14 protein-coding genes and 6 pseudogenes are annotated in these 22,706 nt (G+C 54.7%); 8 read left to right on the top strand and 12 right to left on the bottom strand.

From position 1 onward, the window contains the following. Positions 1–817 precede the first annotated feature (817 nt). Positions 818–1,303 carry a NifX-associated nitrogen fixation protein gene (locus NE852_RS02070; protein ID WP_004677039.1) on the top strand — a complete coding sequence of 162 codons (486 nt, stop codon included), beginning with the start codon at positions 818–820 and terminating at the stop codon, positions 1,301–1,303. Positions 1,304–1,669: 366 nt separating this feature from the next. On the opposite strand, the pseudogene NE852_RS02065 reads toward NE852_RS02070, so the two are convergent. From NE852_RS02065 to NE852_RS02050, 4 genes and pseudogenes are all read right to left on the bottom strand, one after another. Continuing rightward, positions 1,670–2,152, bottom strand: a pseudogene (locus tag NE852_RS02065) (IS3-like element ISRel21 family transposase); the annotation flags it as partial. 108 nt (positions 2,153–2,260) lie between these two features. After that, on the bottom strand, positions 2,261–4,408 hold the full coding sequence (locus NE852_RS02060) for a peptidase domain-containing ABC transporter (protein WP_004676279.1): 2,148 nt from the start codon (positions 4,406–4,408) through the stop codon (positions 2,261–2,263). Between the two features lie 27 nt (positions 4,409–4,435). Then, a pseudogene (locus NE852_RS02055) lies at positions 4,436–5,520 on the bottom strand (HlyD family secretion protein). 114 nt (positions 5,521–5,634) lie between these two features. Next, entirely contained in the window at positions 5,635–5,760 is a 126-nt protein-coding gene (locus tag NE852_RS02050) for a hypothetical protein (RefSeq protein ID WP_004676277.1), read from the bottom strand. A gap of 728 nt (positions 5,761–6,488) precedes the next feature. On the opposite strand from NE852_RS02050, the pseudogene NE852_RS32700 reads away from it, so the two are divergent. Continuing rightward, positions 6,489–6,850, top strand: a pseudogene (locus NE852_RS32700) (Tn3 family transposase); the annotation flags it as partial. Between the two features lie 454 nt (positions 6,851–7,304). Continuing rightward, positions 7,305–8,406, top strand: a pseudogene (locus NE852_RS02040) (IS3-like element ISRel21 family transposase). 397 nt (positions 8,407–8,803) lie between these two features. Here NE852_RS02040 and NE852_RS02035 read toward each other — a convergent pair. Continuing rightward, complete coding sequence (locus NE852_RS02035; protein WP_037174784.1) at positions 8,804–9,346, bottom strand: hypothetical protein; 543 nt, start codon at positions 9,344–9,346, stop codon at positions 8,804–8,806. A 354-nt stretch (positions 9,347–9,700) separates the two neighbouring features. Between NE852_RS02035 and NE852_RS02030 the strand changes: the two genes are divergently transcribed. Beyond that, the gene (locus tag NE852_RS02030; protein WP_004677746.1) at positions 9,701–10,396 is read left to right on the top strand and encodes a DUF6875 domain-containing protein; all 696 of its coding nucleotides are present in this window, start codon (positions 9,701–9,703) and stop codon (positions 10,394–10,396) included. An 85-nt stretch (positions 10,397–10,481) separates the two neighbouring features. Next, entirely contained in the window at positions 10,482–11,003 is a 522-nt protein-coding gene (locus NE852_RS02025) for an aminoacyl-tRNA deacylase (protein ID WP_004677747.1), read from the top strand. 155 nt (positions 11,004–11,158) lie between these two features. Here the strand turns inward: NE852_RS02025 and NE852_RS02020 are convergent. Beyond that, a pseudogene (locus NE852_RS02020) lies at positions 11,159–11,903 on the bottom strand (transposase); the annotation flags it as partial. A 900-nt stretch (positions 11,904–12,803) separates the two neighbouring features. Here NE852_RS02020 and NE852_RS02015 point away from each other — a divergent pair. Next, positions 12,804–13,829 (top strand): LLM class flavin-dependent oxidoreductase, encoded by a 1,026-nt coding sequence (locus NE852_RS02015; protein ID WP_004677759.1) that lies wholly within the window; start codon positions 12,804–12,806, stop codon positions 13,827–13,829. A gap of 151 nt (positions 13,830–13,980) precedes the next feature. Beyond that, positions 13,981–14,889, top strand: coding sequence for a transcriptional regulator NodD3 (gene nodD3, locus NE852_RS02010; protein WP_004677763.1), 909 nt, complete (start codon positions 13,981–13,983; stop codon positions 14,887–14,889). Between the two features lie 409 nt (positions 14,890–15,298). Here nodD3 and nodD2 read toward each other — a convergent pair whose 3' ends face one another. Both nodD2 and NE852_RS02000 read right to left on the bottom strand, forming a co-directional pair. Then, entirely contained in the window at positions 15,299–16,255 is a 957-nt protein-coding gene (gene nodD2, locus NE852_RS02005; protein WP_004677768.1) for a transcriptional regulator NodD2, read from the bottom strand. A gap of 398 nt (positions 16,256–16,653) precedes the next feature. Then, a protein-coding gene (locus NE852_RS02000; RefSeq protein ID WP_128623700.1) for an IS3 family transposase occupies positions 16,654–17,867 on the bottom strand; the annotation gives its coding sequence in 2 pieces (ribosomal slippage) (positions 16,654–17,531 and positions 17,531–17,867; 1,215 coding nt in all). Positions 17,868–17,966: 99 nt separating this feature from the next. On the opposite strand from NE852_RS02000, the pseudogene NE852_RS01995 reads away from it, so the two are divergent. After that, positions 17,967–18,134 (top strand): annotated as a pseudogene (locus NE852_RS01995) (IS3 family transposase); the annotation flags it as partial. Between the two features lie 111 nt (positions 18,135–18,245). On the opposite strand, the gene NE852_RS01990 reads toward NE852_RS01995, so the two are convergent. From NE852_RS01990 to NE852_RS01975, 4 genes are all read right to left on the bottom strand, one after another. Beyond that, positions 18,246–19,835, bottom strand: a complete 1,590-nt coding sequence (locus tag NE852_RS01990; protein WP_011053481.1) for a class I tRNA ligase family protein — start codon at positions 19,833–19,835, stop codon at positions 18,246–18,248. Position 19,836: 1 nt separating this feature from the next. Continuing rightward, positions 19,837–20,166, bottom strand: a complete 330-nt coding sequence (locus NE852_RS01985) for a cupin domain-containing protein (protein ID WP_004677772.1) — start codon at positions 20,164–20,166, stop codon at positions 19,837–19,839. Between the two features lie 21 nt (positions 20,167–20,187). Beyond that, a complete protein-coding gene (locus NE852_RS01980) occupies positions 20,188–20,967 on the bottom strand; it encodes a phytanoyl-CoA dioxygenase family protein (protein WP_004677773.1) in 780 nt (259 codons plus the stop codon). Positions 20,968–21,048: 81 nt separating this feature from the next. Beyond that, a complete protein-coding gene (locus tag NE852_RS01975; RefSeq protein ID WP_004677776.1) occupies positions 21,049–22,335 on the bottom strand; it encodes a lysine N(6)-hydroxylase/L-ornithine N(5)-oxygenase family protein in 1,287 nt (428 codons plus the stop codon). Positions 22,336–22,706: the final 371 nt, after the last annotated feature.

Below are 22,706 nucleotides of genomic sequence, written 5' to 3'. Positions count from 1 at the left end.
GATCGCCAAGCAAAGAAGATCGACCGGCTGCACCTCGGCAAGCGGCCGGACATTGCGCCCAATCCGCGAATTGAGAGCGGAGCGGCTTCGGCGGGTGTCATTTGTTGCTGACGTGGCCGGAGAATAGGTTCCGCCGCTGCACCGGGATGCCATTTCTTCGATCCCCACCGCGTCTTGTCCGGTTCACGACAACGTTGTCCTCGATCAATTCTTCATGGGCTAGCTAAGAAGCTGGAAACAATACAGATGCCGTGTTCCGAACCTCAGCGGAGGAGACTGGCATGAGTCTTGAACTCCCAGAACTACGCGGCGGGCAATCGCCTGGTGGAACGTGTGGCGTCCGGTCGAAGTCGATTTGAACCTTGAAGGGAAAATACATGGCAGGTCTGCATCAGTTCGCACGGAAAAGGGGGTATCGGCAAGTACACGGCCTCTCAAGATACTCTCACTGTCCTTGTCGACCTCGAAAAGCTGATTCCACCCCCCGCCTGATCCTCAATTCGAAAGCCCGAGACACGGTTTTACACCTGGCGGCGAATAGGTTGGTTGAGGGTGGAGTTCGCGGCGAAACCTACCGCCACTGGACTATCGCGACGGGAATCTCGCTTGTGAAGCGCTTTTCGTCAAGCCCGCCAGCGTTGCCCGCCGCTTGCCGTTGTTGTTGCGGCCGCCCCGTTTCGAGGGGCCATGTCATTCGTCCGGGCCAAGTTGCGTCGCCACAGGTCCCATCTGCCGCACCATTTTAAGGGATGGTGTTACCGGAAGCGGGTGTGGCCCTTAGTCAAACCGCATCCAACACTCAGGAGGATTTTAACTGATGTCAAACGTCACCCCTGTCCCCAACAATGCTCGATTAGATGAGAAAGATGCTCTCGCCACGCCTTTCATTAAGTGCCTCTTGCGTCTGATGCGTGCTCAAGACACCTTTGAATTGTGGCAAGAGAAATCGGACACCGATTTGCTCTGTGATTTCATCGTGACGAGGCAGCAGCGTAGGGCGATTCCTCTCATCGGGGGACCTGACCTAGAGGTGCAGTGGCGGCTTGAGATCTTCTATGCCGCCGTAGCACTTGCTATAGAGGAGCAGTCCGGACTGATGGCGTCACCGGTGTTGACTGTGAACCATGAGGGATTCGGTCGGATATTACTCACGGCGGGGCGGCTCGTAGTACTCTCGAAGACGCTCCGCGACGTACATCGATTTGGCTTCGACAACCTCCAAAAGCTCGCCGAGGCGGGAACTGGCCTGGTCGATAATGGCTTAACAACAATTAAGACCTATTCAGATGTAGCGCGCGTTTAAGTGCGGTTGAAACGGCTCATATAGGGCGGAATTCTTCGCTAATCTGCCCAGCAATCAAGCAATCCGGGGGTGTGCCCTAGCGTTCTTGGCGCGGGGGGGGGGCGACATGGAGGAACCTGCATGACAGTGCGTTCACTACTCACTACGGCTCCTCTTTGGCTCCGGCGTATCTCACAAGCACTGATCAAGCGACGTGTATTGGCTGCGCCCCTTGTTTTCTGGTCTGCCAGTGTTCGGCAGGAAGGTAGGTGGTTGGCCTTCAAATGACCTGCCACTGAATTTTCATCCGGCGGCGATTAGAGCCTCGGCGGTCTTGAACCGCTCCCAAACGTTGGACCACCGGATGCTAGAGTTTTCCGGCTTCATTCAGGGAGGCGGGCTGGTTGCGCCTCCCGAATTCACCAACGAGATCGGCACCTTGTTGCCGATCGCACCATGAGGTCTTTCCTCATTGTAGTATCTACGCCAATCCTCCATCTTTTCGCGGGCATCCGCAAGGGTCAGGAACCAATGCTGGTTCAGGCATTCTGCACGGAAGCGGCCATTGAACGCTTCGATGAAAGCATTATCAGTCGGCTTGCCGGGGCGTGAGAAGTCCAACGTCACACCCTTGGAATAGGCCCGCAGGTCCAAGTCGCGCGACACGAACTCGGTCCCTTGGTCGACACGGATCGTTTTCGGATAGCCGGCTTTTTGGCACACCCGTTCAAGGGTTTGCACAACGTCTTCGCCTCTATAGCTATGACGTGGATCAAGCACCGGCACGTAGCGCGAGAAGGTGTCGACCACCGTCAGCACGCGCAGTTTCTTACCCGTTGCGAGTTGGTCGTGAACGAAGTCCATCGCCCACGTTCCGATCACCGCCGCTTCAAGTTCACAGCCGACAATGTTGCCATGCTGCTTAACCGTGACGTTCACAACCGTTTTCAATCCTCGAGCCGACAGGGCCTACACGGATCACGACCTTGGCGCCCGCCATAATCGAGCGTAAGGGCCATCAGTTCTCACTAGGTCAGCGTGCTTTCCCTCCTCAATGACCCGCCCCTTGTCCAGGACCACAATATTGTCCGCCCCACGAACGGTGCTCAACCGATGAGTGATGACTATGATGGTCTTCCCAGCGCGAGACAGATCCTCAACAACCCGCAGCACAAATTCTTCGGCTGCCGAGTCCAGAGAGGAGGTCGCTTCGTCAAGGATTAGAACGTCGGGATCCCGGTACAGGGCCCGAGCCAATGCGAGGCGCTGCTTCTCACCTCCGGAGAGGCGAACCCCGTTCTCGCCCAGATGGGCCTGGAACCGCCCGGGCCAGCGCTCGATGCACTCCCGCAGTCCTATTCGATCACAGATGCGTACGATCTTATCGAACTCCGGTTCGAACTCGCCCAGGGCGATGTTCTCGATCACGGAACCGGAGAAGACGTCTATCGATTGCGGTACTGCAGCCATGACCTTGTGCAGTGATGCGCTCGAGAAATCCTGGAGGGCATATTGGCCGATCCGAATGCATCCATCCTCAAGCTGGTAGACATTCTGCAGCAGAGCCGCAAGGGTGCTTTTGCCCGAGCCGCTCTCACCCACGACGGCCGTCAACTCTCCTTGGCGAAAGGAGACGCTTAGATCGCTGAAAACCTCCGCCTGCGCGCCATAGCGGAATGTGACGTTCTCCAGGCGAATATCTCCGAGATCGGTCTTCGTAGCATCGATGCCGCTGCTGCTTGCCGACTCCAGTTCAAAGATCTCGAAAAGTCTATCCGCCGCGATAAACGCGTCTTGAACGATCCGGTTGGTCTGGATCAGGCGGGCGACCGGCCGGGTGATATAGCCAAGCAACGTATAGCAGGACAGCAATTCGCCGGGCGTGACGGCCTGTTCGAGCGCAAGCGTGGTTCCAAACCACATCAGCACGATGGTGAACAGGACCGACAGCAACGTCGAGGCGTTGTCGCCGCAGATTGAGATCAGCCCGGAGCTGTAGACGGAATGCAGCATCTTTACGAAGCGGGTCTCCATTTTGAAGTTTGCGAAGCTCTCGACGCCGGAAGTCTTAATGGTGGAGACAGCTCCGAGTGATTCTACCAGTTGCGCCTCGAGTTTGGCGTCATTTTCCATGATGACTCGTTGGAGATTTCGATTCATCCGATTGATGGCCCAATATACCAGGATGTACATTGGAATGGCGAGCGCCACGATCAAAGCAATATTCCAGGAATAGATGAACATCATTCCGAACGAGAACAGTATCATTAAAATGTCAACAAACATGTTTATCGAAACGTCGTTCAGGAAGCTCCTGATTTTCACAGCGTCGTTCATGCGCGACACGATTTCTCCCATGCGCATGCTATCGAAGAACTTCTGGGGCAGGGCCAGGATGTGATTGTAATAGCCGAGGATCAAGCATACGTCGATCTTCTGCCCCGTCTGCAGGACGAGTCGGCCTCTTAGGAGGTTGATCAGGATCTGTATCGCTAGGATCAGCAGCATTGCGATGCTCATCAAGTTGAGCAGGTTGCGGTTTCCCGCTGGGATCACGTGATCAACGATCTTCTGAACGTAGATCGCCGTCGAGAGACTGAGGACGGTCGTCACAAGAGCGCCGACGAGAGCCTGCGCCATCACCGTGCGGTGTGGCGCGAGTAGGCGGGCGAATCGGGCGAGGGGCGACGTGGTCTCGTCTCGACGATTGAATGTGTCTGCCGGAACCAGCAAAACCAGAACGCCGGTCCATTGCTCCATGAATTCCTGATGCGGCACTTTGCAGATTTCGCCCAAGGCCGGGTCCATGACGATGACCCACTTGGCGTCGATCGCATGGACCACTACGAAATGGTGCAGGTCCTCCTTGACGACGTGCGCGATAGCGGGCTTGGGGATCTTGTACAGGCTGTCGAAGCCACCTTTGACGCCTTTCGCGATGAAGCCCAGCTTCTGCGCCGCTTCCGTGAGCCCCAGCACACTCGTACCGGAGCGGTCGGTCGACGCATACTGGCGGATGCGCGCCAATGGCAACTTGTAGCCATAGAAGGCTGCGACAGATGCGAGGCTGGCGGCGCCGCAATCCGTGATGTCACGCTGTTTGAACTTAATGGCCTTACTCGACATGGAGGCTCGCTGGCTGTTGGGACAATATTAGCGCCCCGCCAGCATCGGGTTGAGCCAATCGTCTGCCTCGTCGTAGAGCAGTTGCAGGAGAGTGCGATTGGCCAACAGAAAGCGAGCCCGCACGGTCATGCCTTTCTTCAGGTGGCCGATGGCCCCGCTTTTCAGCGCGAGTTCGCTGCGAGAGAGCGCGCACTGGACCTTGAAGACCGGGTTCCCGTCATGCAGAGTGAAGTCCTGCGCCACCTCGACCACCCTTGCTTTGATGACACCCCATTGGTTGTAGTTAAAGGCATCCACTTGGAGCCGCACCGGCTGACCAGGCTGCACAAAGCCAATGTCGTTGGGGGAGACGTAGATTTCCGCCACCAGATCGTCGTTCGGCGAGATCCAACCAACGGTTTGCCCGCTCTGCACGTAGCTTCCGTGCGCGAGGCCGGAGAACTGCTCGAGAGCACCCGATACTGGGGCGCGGATGCGGTGCAGGTCCCGTTCGTGCTCGAGCTGATGCAAGGTGGCCGTGAGTTCCTTTAAGCGCAGGTTAGCATCAAGGAGCTTCTGGTTCCAATCAGCGGTTTTGCGTCGCACGAGGATCTCGCCTTGGACCTCGATATTTTGGAGAGCGAAAGCCTTCTCGTCAACGGTCTTCGCCGGCGCCGCAGCAGCCGAGACAAGTCGCTTTGCGCGGTCGAGTTCCGCCGCGGCGTTACTGCGCGCATTTTGGTTCTCGCGCAGCAAGTTGAGAAAATGCACCCTTTCAGCCGTCGCGGATTCGGTTTGGAGGGGGGCGAGACGCTGAGCCTTGCGCCGGAAGAAATCAGCGTTTGGAAGTCATGGGCAAGATCGCTCTTGGCATGAATGTCGGCTAAAACCCCGCTGAGCTTTTCCTCGATTACATGATCGTCAAAGGCGATTATTTCCTTCCCCTTAGCAACGACATCGTTCTCAAAGGCAAGGACACGGGAGATGCGTCCGGAGACGGGCGCTATCAGGGGCGTCTTCTCCACGATCGGGCGAATAGTACCGACACTCTGCATGGAGACCGGAATGGTAACGAGTGGCAGTGAGCCAAATGCCGCGGCGACGAAGAGCAAGATCGCCCTATAAATGCTCAAGGATCGTCCTGATCGTCGCGCCAGTATGCTTTCTGCGGTGCAGCTGGCCGTTTCAGCAGAAAGGGGAACTGCTAGTCTGTAGTCACTAGGAGCCATCGAGAGCCAGCTCGCTTATCAACCAAACAAGTGTCCGTAACGTCGCAAAAACAAGTAAACCCAAAAATACCAACCTCCGGAGGTTTCAGCTGCTTCTTGAGGGGTTAATTCGGTTACACGATAGGCTGCCATGTTGTTCATCATTGGTGTCTCCGTTCAGAGCTGGATTGAGAAGATGCCAAGGCCCCCGTTGGGAGCTCCTAGCGGCGCGCAACAAAAAGGTTCAAGATTCGTGCCAATGCAGAAGGAGCGAAAAGCATCAGAAAACTGTTCTGTATGTTATTCAATGGCTGCCCTAGAGCGCCGAGACGTGCCAAACCGCACATCACGCTGTCGCAAGCACGACAAACCGAGTAGGGTTCTGAATGAACGTCCTGAACAGGATCGACAGCTCCAAAGTTCGGTGGCGACGGTACAGTTGAGACTCGGCGCTCAGTAAGCGCGCCCCCATCCGCGTAGCCCCCATCGAGTTTGCCGTCGATTTTTGTTGCTGCTGATTCACTCTGAAACCTGGTGAATTGTTAGTGGCCCTCCGCACGATAGTGGGCGCGGATGCGCCGCTTGGTGCCGCGGGCCTTGTCCCTATTGGCAGATGCTATGGCCGGATGTGTCAAGTAAAAGATCCACCGGATGCGAAAAGAAACACGAGACCTATTGGGCAATGCTTGGGCGGGTCCCGACGCTATGGCGATCTCAGACCTGCACTTGTTCCGGCCCAGGCTGTGGCCGACAGCGATCGTCTCGCGGGGCCGTTGCGACAGGAGGATAGCTGGCAAATCTCAAGCTCACCTCGACATCCGGTTACGCGAGCTTGGCCGCGCCAGCTCGGGCTGTTACGATTCCGGGCGGCTCGATTGCGAAGGCGACGTCCAGACGTGGATGCTGCGACTGGCTTCTGCGAAGCATTCAGTCATCTGCGTACAGGAGCGCCCTGCGATGAACGTCATCCTCGCAGAAGAGACTAGCTTTGGCCTGCGCATGATGGCCGATGCCACAGACACCCACACCTTGTGGGTGTTAATCCGTGTTCGACAGTGGCATGTCGAGAGCGAAGCCTACGACCGGGCGCTAGCCAGGGTGGTCGAGGCGCAGGCGGGGTTACCGATCCATGGGCACTCCGGCTTCGAGCGACGGCCTATTATTTGCCGCCACAGCGCAAGGCGACGCCCTGGTAAACGTGAAATACGGCAGGATGCTAGGCCTTCAGGCCTACAGCCAGGTCTCGGATCGATACGGGTCGATCCGTCTGTCGTCCTCGTCGATCAGACGCTTGAGCCATTCCAGCGCCGCGATGGCGGACCCGATGTGCTGCATTGTTCCGGAATTCGAGCAGGCTCAGCAGCCTCGGTAACATGCGTGGATAATGAAATGCCGTAGGAGGAACGTGGCACCGCCTGGGCTCGCTGCTTAGGAACCGCCAGTCTTGTATTTGCGGACCAGAGCCGAAAGTATCGCCTGTTCGGCAATTTCGGCACCGCTCCGTCGAGGGCCTTGATCGCGGACCCGGCGATGCGAGCCAAAAGGCGCTCCTCGCTGGCCCCTTTTCAATTTCTTGGCGATCGAGGCGACGACCCTACGTTCCCATTCGCCACCATCTTGTGCACTTTGATCTGAACCCTTCAAACTGGACCAGTTTTGGTTAGAGTTTTCCGGTGCATTTTCCTGGCTGGGAAAGGGACCAGAAGACGATGAAAGCGTCGCAGTTTTCGGACGCTCAGAAGGCGTTCATTCTGAAGCAAGGTGATGAAGGCGTGTCGGTTGCTGAAATCTGCAGGAAGGCGGGGATCAGCCAGGCGACTTATTTCAACTGGAAGAAAAAATACGCGGGCATGCTGCCACCGGAGATGAAGAGGCTGAAACAGCTCGAGGACGAGAATTCGCGCCTGAAGAAGATCGTCGCGGATCTGACGCTGGACCGCGAGATGTTGCAGGATGTCATCCGCCGAAAGCTCTAAGGCCTGCTCGGAAGCGGGAGATGGTGAAAGGCATGTGCTGCGATTGGGCGATCTCGATCCGACGTGCTTGTGGAGCGTTGAACTTCGATCGATCAACTCACCACTATACCTCTCGCCGTGCTGATCAGGCCGGTCTGGAACGTCGTATTCGCGAGATCTGCGAGATCCGTGTGCGGTACGGCTATCGCCGCGTGCATGTGCTGTTGGAACGCGAGGGTTGGGGCACCAACATCAAGCGAACCTACCGCATTTACAGGGACTTGGGGCTACAGTTGCGGAACAAGACACCGAAGCGGGGGTAAAAGCCAAGCTTCGCGAGGATCGGCACATGGCCGTCGGACCCAACGACGTCTGGGCGATGGACTTCGTTCACGACCAACTCGCAACGGGTAAGAAACTGCGCGTGCTGACGGTGGTCGACACCTTCTCGCGCTACGTGCCGGTGCTTGATCCACGTCATAGCTATAGAGGCGAAGACGTTGTGCAAACCCTTGAACGGGTGTGCCAAAAAGCCGGCTATCCGAAAACGATCCGTGTCGACCAAGGGACCGAGTTCGTGTCGCGCGACTTGGACCTGTGGGCCTATTCCAAGGGTGTGACGTTGGACTTCTCACGCCCCGGCAAGCCGACTGATAATGCTTTCATCGAAGCGTTCAATGGCCGCTTCCGTGCAGAATGCCTGAACCAGCATTGGTTCCTGACCCTTGCGGATGCCCGCGAAAAGATGGAGGATTGGCGTAGATACTACAATGAGGAAAGACCTCATGGTGCGATCGGCAACAAGGTGCCGATCTCGTTGGTGAATTCGGGAGGCGCAACCAGCCCGCCTCCCTGAATGAAGCCGGAAAACTCTAGCATCCGGTGGTCCAACGTTTGGGAGCGTTTCAGAAATTCTCAGTGGCAGGTCAGACGCCGGATGAAAATTCAGTGGCAGGTCACACTGTCTCGACCAAGAGATGGAGGACCGCGTCAGCGGTTTCCGCCTCGCCTAAAAAGATAGCGTAAATGCCAAGGTGATAAGGCTGAGGATGCCGCCGAACTTCCCGCGCAGTTTCTTGGCCGAAACGACGATACAGCCGCTCCCCCTAGCAGCGCCTGCACCGGCCGTCAGGCCGGTTAAGCGAAGCGGGTTACCTCGATGAAGCTTGTTTACGGAGGAAACATTTGATTGATGAAAGGATAAACGCGCGCGAGACCGGCTTCTTACTTTTGCTTTCCCACAATAAAACTCGCTAAAATTTCCTGGCTTTTCGATCGACTCTCTTTTGAGAGGAACCCACAGGTGCCCCAGAAGACGCTGGCGATTTATCAATAGATGAAGAACTTGCCGTTGCCATCCCTTCCTCAGGAAGCGTAGCTACTTGAGCGGCACTGTCAATCGCTCTACGGCAGTCATCAAGGAAGTCAGCTATATATTCATTGACATAGACAACCAACGGCTCCTTTGGAACAACAATCAGACGCCGCTTGTCCGTTTTATCCCGAGTGATGTCGATGAACCCACGCAAATGCGCTGCCTCGACATACTTTTGGCAAACAGTCTGGTTTTTGAAAGGCAGATAGCGACACGCCTGCATCTTCGTCATGGGTTTGTTATTGGCGTCCATATGATATACTTTAAGCATCAATCCAAGAATATTCCTCAGGAATAGTTTTTCTTCGGAATTTTCGCTAAAGAGATCTGACAAAAACGAGTCAATTTTCTCAAGCTTATGCTTTACGCCGACGTCGATCTGTTCTGGCGTATATATTTCTCTTCGTGTTGTCTTCGCCACGGCCACGCCTCTGCGCAATGGGTCGTTCTGTTTTCACCCAAAGCCTGTTACCGGATCCCATCGCGGCGACATTTATCATATGTATGTCTTCATAACTACGACGAATATAAGAATTTGCGGGCGGTCGTGAGACTAACCTTCATCGTGCACGAGCCCCCGCTCTTGTTTTCACATCCATTTAAAAAAACAGTTACACAAGTGTAACTACGAGTGCTACCAAAAATTCGGGAGCTTCGCTTCCGATGGAAGGTCGGTCTCTTGATTGGCCCCCGACCAGCTCGCCCGCCGCCCGAGCTGGCATGCAAGAGCCCGACCTTCCGTTTTGCACGTGGCTTTTCGAACCAGGGATCCGAAATGAATAAAGAGATTTGGAAAGATTACAGCCAACCTTTCGGGACGATTGGTCCATTGATGACAGTGGGCGAAATTCTGGAAAAGAATATTGATGCGGGATACAACGCCTATGATGAGTATGCAAACGCAGCTCTTCAGAAATTTGCTCGGTATGCCTCAGAATTCCTCTCCAATCCACATCCTCATTTAGGTCGGGACGGGAGCGTTTGCCCTTTCGTTCCCGAGGCTCTGACGAAGGGGCTTTTACGGGTTGCCGCGTCGCAAGCTGTTGCAGTTGACGAAATCGAAAACGATTTGGCGCGTATGCTCGCCGTCTTCAGCCAGATGAAACCCGTAAAGTCCTTCAACGATCGAACGGGCGACTGGATCTATAAGGCCATTATCATTGCCCTTCCTGGAATACAGGATGAAGGAGAGATCATCAGGATTGGTCAACTGCAAAAACGGCTGAAGCCCGACTTCATTCAGGAAGGTTTCATGATCGGTGAATTTTATCCAGGTTGCCCGGAGCCCGGTTTGCACAACAGGATGTTTCGACCGCTCGACACAACGGTTCCAGCCTTGGCTATTCGGCATATCACCAAATATGATGCTCCTTTCATGCTCGATAGCGATAAGTGCCTGGAGGCTTACTTCAGTATTTTTGGGAACGAGGGTCGCCGCCGCATTAGGCAGCTTTTGGAGCGAACCGCCTGAAACTTACTCGCAAGAGGGCTGTACTCGCAGTCGCTGAAACAGCTATCCTCGATCGTCCTACCAGGTGAACCGGAAGGAAACGACTATGTTGGACGTTCATCCGAACGTACTTGCTGAACTGCACCAGATCGGAGCGTCGACGGTACGATTGTGGCGCTATAGTGAGTTCGCCACCCCTATTACATCTCCTTCCGATTTAGCCTCCGCTATCGGCGTTCCCGTGGGGCGCGTTGCAAAGACGATGATTATTGCCGAGCAGAAAGCGAACGATGTGATGCGCCGGTCTCATCCTGCGCGCCACCTTTGTGCCGTTTTGCTGCCATCACCTTCAAAGATTGACATGAAAGCGGTTGCTGGCACGTATGGATGGAAACGAGCCGAGCTTGCTCAGAAAGAACAGGTACTCGATCTCTTCGGCTACCCGTCAGGAAGCGTATCACCATTCGGTCTCCAGAAGATCGCTGTACTGATCGACACCGCCCTTTTTTCTTATCCTACCGTAGTCACAGGTGCGGGCAAGGTTGGAGTCGAGCTTGAGATCGACACAAGCATGCTTTGGAAGATCGGGCAGCCGTTACAGACGCGTGGACGGGCCAGTCAAACCTAACGCCTCGTCACCTTTCATAGAGATGCCGTGAGGTAGGTTATTTCTTCGGGAAAGGAAATGCGGTTCCACGTAACGGCGCCTCGATTAGAGAATGAGGGTTCAATACGTATGTTGCGTAATCGGACTCATAGTGCGCACTATAACGAAAATCGTCACACCCGTCCCAACGTCTGCACGACATCTTCACCTCGATAGCTGTGAGGCGGATCAAGCGCGGGAACATAGCGTGAGAAGGTGGCGACCACCGTCAGGACCCGCAGTTTCTTTCCGGTTGCGAGCTGGTCGTGCACGAAGTCCATCGCCCACACGTCATTTGGTCCGACAGCCATTTGCCGATCCTCGCGAAGTTTCGCCTTAAAACGGCGCTTCCGAGTCTTATTCCGCAGCTGCAGTCCCAAGTCCCTGTAAATGCGATAGGTTCGCTTGATGTTGGTGCCCCAACCCTCGCGTTCCAAAAGCACATGCACGCGACGATAGCCGTAGCGCACCCGCGCTCACAGGTCTAGACCGGCCTCGGCGCGGCGAGAGATGTAGTGATCGGTCGACCGATCGAAGTTCAACGCGCCACAGGCACGCCGGATCGAGATCGCCCAATCGCGGCACATGACACCACCTCCCGCTACCCCTCAGGCCTTAGAGCTTTCGGCGGATGGCGTCCTGCAGCATCTCACGGTCCAACGTCAGATCCGCGACGATCTTCTTCAATCGCGAATTCCCGTCCTCAAGCTGCTTGCGCCTCTTCATCTCTGGCGGCAACATGCCGGCGTACTTTTTCTTCCAGTTGAAGTAAGTCGTCTGACTGATCCCCGCCTTGCGACAAATCTCCGCGATCGAGACGCCCTCATCACCCTGCTTCAAAATGAACGGCTTCTGAGCGTCCGAAAACTGCGATGCCTTCATCGTGTTCCGTTCCTTTTCCCAGCCAGGAAAATGCACCGGAAAACTCTAACCAAAATTGGTCCAGTTTGAAGGGTTGAGAGCAATTTCCCTATCGTAAAACCTGTGATCCTATGAAGTTAAGATGGGGAATGTTAAGGACATACAACAGCGTGCACGAAAGACGCGGAAGCCAACTGCGTCACATCTATTTCTGGTATCGGCGCTGTTGCGCTGCGGCCAAAACCGCACTGGCTCCTGATCCTTCCACCTTCGGAAGGGGCCGTGATCTCGCCTGGGTCGACCGTATGCTAGTTCGATCAGCAACCCTTTGACGGTGAAGATTCCTGGTTATTCACCTGGTGGATCAATGCCATACAAACAATCAATTTTACGAAGCCATGGGATGTTATTAAACACCTCGATTATGAATTGGGGACCCCATGATGTTGCTCCACCGAGAGCAGCCGAGGGCAAGGTCACAGACCTGGCCGGTAAATGGAGACGAACATGGCCAACGTGGAACTGCAGAAGGCGCTCTCGTCTGCCAATCAAGCGCCGAGACATAGCTCTGGGTCCTTTCTTCGCCTACTGCAGGAGCCTCGTCGCATTAAACCGAATACCAGCTTTAACACATTTGGGTCGCCACAAAAGCTGAACAACCACTATCCGATCTTGCCAATCCTTGGCTTCTCAAAAGTGAACGGAGCTGTGGGTATGCGAGATGGGGTGTTACCCACCGCGAAGTCATACATGAATACGAATGATTCAATGTCATTTCAACGTGAGCATTATGATTAGCTCATCGGCGTCAGCATCGTTTTTTAGAACCAGCAGCTTTTCGATGATTCCTGGCGAAAGACATCGGGGCCACCCTCCGGTCTTGGTCACCGAAAATTCGCCGCCAAACTTGGAGACATTTAAATGACAAACTCTCTTCCCGCAAAGCTGATGGTTGGTATCTTCGACCATTTGGACGAAGACGGAAGGGAGATTGGGCGCCAGTATGAAGATCGGATGAAGTTGGCAGAGGTCTGCGATCGCCTTGGCTTTTATGGATATCACGTCGCAGAGCACCACTGTACTCCCCACGGCAGAGGACCTTCGCCGAATCTATTTCTAGCAAGCGTAGCTCAGCGCACGCAGCATCTTCGTCTCGGTCCTTTGGTTATGCTGTTGAACCTTTATCATCCGTTACGTGCGTTTGAAGAAATTTGCATGCTGGATCATCTGAGCGGTGGCAGGCTCGAGTTGGGCATGGGGCGCGGCTCCTTACCAATCGAATGGAGCTTTTTCGGTATTGATGAGGAGGTGGCGACATCGCGCTATCTCGAAGCCAGCGAGATCGTCATCCAAGCGATGAAGGAAGGAGCTCAGGCTCTTTCCTACAAAGGCGACCACTTTGAACTAGACAAAGTCCCGTTGATGTTGCGGCCACACCAACGTCCTCAGCCTCCGACATGGATTACAACCAGTCGTCCTGAGGTTGCGCGCTGGGCGGCTGAGAACGATACAAATCTTGCCTGCGGGGGCCCTGCTTCTGCTGTTCGCCAGATCACTGATGCCTACCGAGCACACGAGAGACGTACCGCCGGGGGCAGGAAACGGGCGCCGTTCCTTGGGTTGGTCCGAATGGTGGTGGCCGGCAGCACGACGAAGCATGCCATTTCGCTCGCGGCCCCGGCTTATCAACGGTGGCTTCGGAGCTTTAGGTTTCTGTACGAGATTAACGGGATACAGACTCCTCAGAACCTCCCGCCGGATTTTGATGCAGCAGTAGACTGTCAGTTGTGCGTAGTTGGTACTGCTGCTTCAGTTAGGCAAGATCTTCTCGATCATGTCGAGGAAGCAGGTGCTAATTATCTTCTTTGCCAGCTGGCGTTTGGTGATTTGCCATTGGAGGCTTCCTATTACACTGCAACGAGCGTTCACTCTGGAGTTATGGCTTAATCTGGACTGGCCTCAGGTTGCTTTCCGATCACAGAGATTAAGTCTCTGTGGCCGCGCCCTCAAATCGATTGAGGAGCGTCAAGGCGAATTCAGCCATCGCCGTAGGAACAGCCATTGTGGAATGGGCTGCACTATTGGATAGTTAAAAGATATGCGATTTAAGGGCCTCGATCTAAATCTCCTTGTCGCGCTCGATGCACTAATGATTGAGCGCAACCTTACTGCGGCGGCACGTAGCATTAATCTGAGCCAGCCCGCAATGAGTGCAGCTGTCCGCCGGCTCCGCTCCTATTTCCGCGATGAACTATTTACGATGCGTGGTCGTGAGTTCGTTCCAACTCCGCGTGCGGAAGACCTCGCGCCTGCGATTCGTGAGGCTTTACAGCATATTCGGCTCAATATCATACCCTGGGATAAATTTACTCCTGATCAATCAGATCGTCATTTCCGAGTAAGCTTATGCGATTTCGTTACAGTTGTTCTTTTTCAGAAGATACTGGAGCGTCTTGCGCGGGAAGCACCCGGCATTAGTTTTGACTTGCTGCCTCTTACTGACAATCCAGACGAGCTTTTGCGACGCGGCGACGTAGACTTCCTTATTAGCCCACCGCTATTCATGTCGAGCGCGCACCCTAAGATAGATCTATTTCAGGAACGACTGACTTGCGTCGGCTGCAGTAATAACAAACAACTTGAGGAAGCCCTTACTGCCGAGGAGTATTCTTCAATGGGGCACGCGGTAGTTAGGTTCGGTCGGACGCAGCAGCCTACCATAGAAGATTGCTTCTTGCAGGAGCATGGCCTCAAGAGGCGGGTCGAAGTCGTTGTTTCAAGCTTTAGCATGATCCCCGCCGCCCTAATGGGCACCGATCGCATCGCAACCGTTCCGTTACGACTAGTTGGGCTTTTTGAGGACACGATACCATTGCGGATGACTGCGCCCCCGATAGCGCTGCCGACATTCACCGAGGCAGTCCAATGGCCGGTACTTCACGACAAAGATCCGGCAAATATCTGGATGCGAGATATAATGGTTCAGGAGGCAGCGCGATTGCCGTGACCATCCTGAAACCTAGGAAGCTGGGCTGCATTGGGAGCGACGACCCGCGACGCGGCCGATTAGCTGAAGACGGCACCACCTGTGAGTGACCCGCAGGCCATTTTATCGACGAAGCTGAGCGCTACGCCCGTCGCCGATCGGCCGCCCTTCGGACGATTGCGCGACGTGCTGTCTAGCACCTTCGGCGGCAAATCGAAGGGTGCTGGGGGACCACAATTGCTCCGCACCGCAACCCGCCGCTACCGCCGCAAATACAGCAACCCAAAACCGTCGGAGCGAACTCAAAACTGGATAAAACTTGGGGGCAAGGTCAGCGGGCCTTCCCCGGATGGATACCTTTGAAAAGCCTCTTTGGTGGCTGTTGAACTTATTCGGGCTCGGGCGGATCTTACTCAAGCAGGAACCTTGGTCAGGAACCGGATTGTTGTAGCAACCCATGTATTTTAGGTGCGTTGGAGGACATCATACGGGAAGCTTCCTCAACCAATATCTCCCTGAACCAGATGCTCCCTGGATCGGCATTATGGAGCGCTGGCCATTGAACAGCTTCTGTGAAGACGGGGAGCGGTAACGGAAGGTTGATGATCCGCAAAGGGAAAGTACTTTCGTAATGCTCGACTAAGCGAAGCGGTAGGTTAGCTATGCGGTTCGTGCCACGCAGGACTGGTGGTATTAAGCTAAACCCTTGCACGACGACCTCCACCCGCCTCTGAATACCATTCTCGAGCAAGAACCAGCCCTCGACCGATGGCTTCAAAAAGCGCCCAAACGCGGCAGCGACGTGTCCCGTGGAGACATATTGCTCGATCGTCAGCGCTGAAGGTAGGTCCACATTTGTCGAACAGGCTACACATACAAACTTCTCTGTGAACAGTTTTGCGCTCGGGTGTGCGCCCGAGAGAAAAAATTCAGGCACGATGAGGAAGTCGACGTCACCGCGGCTAAGCATCTCGTACGGATCACTATCCAAAGGCAGCAACTCAAAGCTGACTGCGGGCGCTTCTCGAGCAACTCGCTCAATGATTTTATTGAAGTATATCAGCATCATGAAATCGGACAGAACTATTCTAAAGCATCTGTCAGACTTCGACGGGTTAAACGGCTCCCAAGAGATGATTGAGCATTGTACCTGCAAGAGAGTTTCACGCACTGCCGAGGCAAGTCCTTCGGCACGGGGCGTCAGCCGAAGTTCTCGACCATTCATTGTAAACAATTCGTCGCGGAAATAGTCCCGAAGCCTACCAATGGCGGCACTCATTGCTGGTTGACTTAGATTGATACTACGTGCGGCAGCCGTTAGGTTGCGCTCGGTCGTGAGCGCATCCAATGCAACGAGCAGGTTTAGATCAAGGCCCTTGAAACGCATCTTTAGTCACATCCAAACAACGGATATTTTATATCCAAACAATCGATTTTTCCAGTACAGAACCTTCCAGCATAGATCCAATGAAGGTTCGTCGAAAAGGCTTAGGTTAGTTTGGTGATCAATTAAGTAGGCCGCATAGTTACGATAGACGTTATAGTTGCAGATAATCCACTTTAAATATCGAATGGCACCTTAGCAATAGGCGATGTGGAGCGGCGTCACCGAGCGACATGAAATGCTAGTGAACGGATGGGCGGAAGTAGGTTCATCATATCGCGATACCGGAGAGGCTTTGCCGTACGCTGGCTATCGACTGGCGGGCTCCTTCTGTTTGGAAGCATGTTCAAGATATTGGTGGCGTGCCAGTGGAGTGCCCCCCATTTCGCCGGACAGATCAGCTATTGAGACAATGCTTTGATGAACTCCCTTGGGGAGGCCATTTTCAGCGCTGAGTGTGGATGGATTTCATTATAGTCTTCGATCCATCCGTCGATCTTCCGGAGAGCTGTATCGGCGTCCGGAATGGGTGAGATGCGTATATAGTCCCGCTTCAAGGTTTTGACGAAGGCTTCAGACATGCCGTTCGATTGTGGGCTGGCAACGGGCGTGAAGCATGGGATCAGGTTGAGGGCTTGGGCAAACAGCCTGGTCTCCCGCGCGGTGTATGCACTGCCGTTATCAGATAGATGTTCTATTGCATGCGGGGCGCTGGTTGCGCCGAAGCGCTTTTCGACGGCCTCCAACATCATGTCTCGAATGTCGCAGCCGGATATCCCGGCATTGGCGACGGCTGCCCATGAGATAATTTCCCGGTCAAACGCATCGATGATGAACGCGAGACGGACCACCTCGCCATTCCAGCAAGTGAACTCAAGGCCATCCGAGCACCAGCGCAGGTTAGACCGCATCACCATGACCTTGCCGTCGTGGACACGGCCTATTCGCACCGCCGTGTGTTTCTCAAGGATCATAGCGTGATTGGCCATGATGCGATGAACTCGCTTGCGATTGACGACGGGCAGATCAGCAGCTCGCCGCTGCCTGTTGAGAAGGGCAGCGATCCGCCGATAGCCATAGGTCGGCCGAGCATCCACGAGTTTACGAATGGCAGGCAGCAGCTCGGCATCGTCCGCTTTGAGGTATGATCCACGCGGCTTGCACTTGCCTTTAAGGCGCTCCACGAGATTGGACCGCGATACGCCCAGGACGTCAGCCACGGTCTTCATCGGGAACCGTCCTTCGGCAACAAGATCGGCCGCGATATCGGTTTTTTTGAGTGGGCTTTAGAAAGAGCTTCGCGGAGAATCTCGTTCTCCAACGTCTTGCGCCCGAGGATGCGCTCAAGCTCGCGCACTCGATCTTCCAGCTTCTTCACCTCGGAATTGCCGATCACTGGCTCGTCAGAATCCACGGCCACCGCACCTCCCTCGCTCAGGAGCCTACGCCAGCGATACAGAAGATTTGGCGCAACTCCATGCCGCCGCGCCGCGGAGGAAACGGTCTCCCCGGCGGCATAGCTTTCCTCGATGATCTGCAGTTTGCGTTCCGTTGTCCAGCGTCGCCGCCGGACGTCACCGATCATCAAGTCAACCTGTCGAAACTCGTTAGACATAAGCTTATCCTCAAGCCTGTGCTTGAGCCTTCCTGCTTATGCTGAGTGTCCGGTCGAAAGTGGGGGCAGTTCAGCCAGTAATTTGTGATGAAAAGATCAACGCGCCTGAAGGCGCTTGAGGAAGAGAACGCCACACTGAAGAGACTGCTCGCCGAGCAGATCCTGGATACGGCCCCACTTCCCGAGCTCCTTAAAAAAATAGAAAGGCCCGCCGCCAAGCGCGACGCCGTCGCACGCCAGAAAGCCGTCGTGGGCCTTTCGGAACGAAGTAGGTCGCCCGACTGCCGCCTTGCGTTCTCCGCTATCGAGATGCCGTCATCCGGTCGGCGTCCGCGTTACTCGCCTCGGGATCGTCAAAGCGGTTGCCGTCATTAAAAGCTAAGAATTCGGCCGGACTTGCCTAAATCGTCTTTCATAAGCCTCTATGAAGGCTTCCGGAATCGGGTCGCTAAACAATGGGAAATCAACCGGTTTGCGTAAGCCGGTGCTTGGCCGGATAGTGCCGCCATCGAGCCCCGGCCGCCATCCGGCTCCGAAAAAGAAAGCACCATACCGCGCCGCAAGCATCGGGGTCACAGGATTAAGAAGGCTTAGAAATACGGAAACTTCCGCTGCGCTGACTGAGGTATCTGCCCTTGAAAAAGACGCAACGTCGAAAAAGGCGTCTATGGCGTCCATGGCATCCCAGACGCGCAAGTCCTGCACCGCTTCGGAATATCGTTTAACATTGTGGTTCTGCTCGACTGTCAGCTTGTCGGCCGTCAGCGTCTCGTTACATCCGGCGTACTTGCGCAAAGCCGTTTCGAAAGCACGAATTCTAGCCGCGGTCTGAAGCAGCCCCTCGATCAGAAAATCGTTGTCGTTTGCGCCAAATGGCTTGGCGATGCTAGCCAAATAGTAGCGCAGCACGTTCGTGTCGATATCTGCTGCCACCTCGTCAGCCCACACAGCGTGGTCACGGCTAGTAGAAAATTTCGCCCCTTCGAGCTTATAAAAGTCCTGAATTGCATGGTTGTATGGAATCGCATAACCGCGCGAGAACAAACTAGCAGTAACGCCGATCGTGTAATAAAACCGGTTATCCTGACCCATGAAGAATACGAGTCTCGTGCTCGCGTTGCGCATAGTGTCATCGAGATCTGCGCCATTTTGCTTGCAGAGGCGTTCGATTCCTGTCTCATAGCACCACAATCCTTCAAACCAAGTCATTAAAGTTTGGCCTGCCACCTCCACCGGGGAGTTCAAAGTCACACCACGGTCGAAATGCCGCGACATCGGCAATGCCATCAGTTTTGACCGTAGCCAGTCAAGTTCTTTGCGCTTTATGGATTCCGGCCATCCGCTCGCCTCAATGGCGTGATCGAGCCCCGGAGCAAATTTTTCAAGCTCAAAATGAACCTGTCGAATCGGGCGCAAGATAAGGCTCTGGCCGCATGTCGTGTGAATCGGGTTGCGTAGTAGATTGTGTTGCAGCGCCGAGCCGCAATCTTCGCAAAGGTTACTATCTGTTGGCGCGTTACAAGCTGGACACTCTCCGACCGCGAGTGAGTCTGCGGCGAACTCTTCGCACGTCCCGCAATACAGTTGCTCTCCGTCGCGCAGCTCAACGTAGCCGGACGCTCTTAGTTGGTCGTAGATCGCCAAGCTGCGGTCTTTGTGGTCTTCGCTTGAAGTCCTTACAAATACGTCCGGTTCAATATCAACTGACCGCAGACACTGCAGAATTTCTTCAATGTGCATGTGTGCGACGTCATCAACCGGCCTGCCAAGCTTTCGGGCTTTCACCAGCGTGTAAGTGCCATGTTCGTCCGCACCTGTCACGTGATAGGCCGCGTTGCCTACCATGCGGTGGTAGCGTACGAACACGTCGGCGAGAAGGTACACGCCACCTATATGCCCAAGATGCAGCTTGCCGTTCGGGCACGGCGGCGCCGAGCAGGCAAAAAAAGTATGTTGGTTTGCTCTCAATTCAATCCCACCATATCGAAAGGAACTTTAAGCTGGTTTGAGGGCTGCTATTTTTGATCGCGTGTTTTTGGTGCGGCGCTATATAGACCATCGTGTCCCCACTGACTGCGGAGGTTTCTCCATCGGATTGAAACACGCCGCTGCCCGAGATCAATACCCAGAGTTCGTGCTCTGGGTGCGAATGAAGATCGACCGCATCGCCAGGTACCACCTCCACAATCGATGTGCCGAAAGCCGTTGCGACTGCCTGCGGTAGATGCTCAAGTAACCGGCACACCAGAACGCCATACTCCTGGCGCATGATTGAGCGGTCGATCTGTTTCGTATACATGTTTGCCTCTGTCCTCTGCCTTCAATCGCGATAGAAAATGCCGTTCGGCGGCTTGAGCTCGTCGATGTTGGAGACCTTGCCCTCGGGAGGGTTGTAGGCGCGTTTCAGTTTGTTGTATTCGGCCCTCGTTGGCCCACCAGTTGAGGCACGCTGGAACACGAGATAAATCACCCTTCGAGAATTTTCACTTTTGTTGGGCTTTGAGTAATGTGGGGCATAGTCGTCAAAGATGAAAATGTCACCGGCCTTCCACGTTACGGGCTCCCAGGCCAGCCTGTCCGCGACCTCGGGGTACATTACGCCGCCGGCGTCCATTGGGAACACGCCCTTTTTGTGGTTCCCGGGGCTGAAGAAAAGCCCTCCGTTGTCTGGGCCGGAATCGTCGATGCCTATTGCAACAATCGCGTGCACCATCCGGTCTGGTAGCTTATGTGGGATATGGTAGATGTCCTGATGCGGGCGATAGCCGCCGCTGTCGGAGTACTTAAAGATCAGCAACTCTTTGAGCATGCGGGCATCTTCCCCCAGTAACTCTTCGACGATCGACTCGATACGGTGGTCAGCCAGCAGTAAATCACGCAGGGGGGCGTTAAATTCGAGGAAGTTCTCGACCTTCGAAATGATCCTCCTACCGTCAGTTGTTTTTTCGAACCATATCAGCCATTTGTCTTCACTTGTCTCCCAGCACGAAACATCAGCCACAAGAGCTGAAAGTTTATCTCGGCTTTCTAGATCGAGAAATGACTCAATCCTAATGTATCCAACGTCATCCCATGTTGATTTTTGTTCTTTGGTTAACATGTGTAACTCCTTTTTAGATTTAAAGCCGCCTGGTAAAGCTGCGTCGTGAGCAGGCGCCCCGAGCTGCACTGCACTGGAGTGTTATCTTGCGTTTTGTGTCTCTTGAGCGGGAAGTAAACCTAGGCACCCAAGGATCGGCCGATCTGGGACGTTCAGATAGTATTCACGCCGAAGCAGGCTATTGATGATGCGACCGTTTCGGTAGGCGACGAGCGATAGATTCACACTCTGCAAGCCACTTTGGACTGGGGATCGGTTTTGCAGATATACCTGGCCGGCGGCGTTGTCCTCGAATTGAACGGAGTAATCGTCCTTCACGACCGGCAGACCGCCTTCCATAGAAGCGGAAGCCAATAGGCGATCGATAAACGCTAGCGGGCGAGGCTCGAAACCGGTGGCGAGTACGACCCGATCAGCCACTACAGTCGGTCGCTGACAGGTGCCGTGCGAAGCCAACAGCGCGTGCCAACCGTCCGCATGAGGAGACAACTCCTTCATGACGACTGCGGGTAGCAGTTGAATGACATCGTCAATATTGCCAGTCGCGCTGCGGTGATAGATAGTTTCGTAAATGCGGTTGCTCAATTCTGCTGAAATGCCGTCACTGGTGAGTTTTTCGTCGTCGACAATAGTGCGACGTTTTTTAAGTGGCAGCGAATGAAAGCGCTGGCTGTAAGACGGCGTGTATGACACGTTGATAAAAGAGCTGTCATCCCTCGTGAACAGGTTCCCGCGTGACGTCACCCATGTAATTTTACCGATACCCGGACTGCCCAATAGGTGTTCAACAACCTCCGCACCGCTCTGCCCCCCACCAACGACTAATACGCGTTCACCGATGTCGATTTGTGGCCGATCCAGATAGCTCGCCACATGGTAGACCTTCTCGCCCAGCCAAGGTTTGGCGCATTCGGGAATTGTTGCAACGACACCGACGCCAATCGCAACTGAGCGTGCATGGTAGTGATCTCGAGTCGTCGTCACGCGGTAACCCTCGTCTAATCTGGTTACGTCGGTAACCTCCTCCCCAAACCGGAGTTGTGGCAACTGATGCGCAACCCATTGGAAATACTGTGTGAACTCTCTTCGCGACGTGGTCGCGTCGCACCGGTTTACGAAGCTGTACAGCCGTCCATGCACCGCGAGGTAGTTGAGAAACGAAAACGGACTGGTCGGATCTGCAAGTGTCACACAGTCCTTCAGCGGAGATACCTGCAGGCGACTGTTGGGCAGCAGCAGCCCAGGATGCCAATCGAAGCCGCTTTCCTTTTCGAAAAAGGCAGTGCGCAGCGGCGTCGGACACGCGAGTGCTGCAAGACTAAGATTAAAGGGTCCGATGCCTATACCGATGAGATCCAGCACTTGCATAAACACACTTCCTTTGGTTGGGCGGGCACGTGGGCAGCGATACGGAAATCATTATCGAAGGACGTCTGTCTCCTACACCGCCCTCCACAATGTCTGACTGGCGATTGCGATGTTGAGAGCGACCAGACCCGCCATCACGAGCATGGCAACGTCGATGCCATAAACAGCAATTAATGTGCCACCGAGATACGGGAATTCGAACGAACCCACGAAAATAAGCGAGTGTAAAGACTTGGGAGGCCGTTGAGATTGACAGACCACGTTCGCCAGCGAGGTTCACCACCATCGCATTCAAGGTCGAATAAGTGAGACCGTAGCCTATCGCAAAGAGAACGGTGGCGACGACGTACAGCAGCTCGCTTCCCGGGTTC

The organism is Rhizobium sp. Pop5 (genome assembly GCF_024721175.1).
GTDB lineage: Bacteria > Pseudomonadota > Alphaproteobacteria > Rhizobiales > Rhizobiaceae > Rhizobium.
Note: the sequence above shows the minus strand (reverse complement) of the source record. Positions and strands in the feature narration are given on the sequence as shown.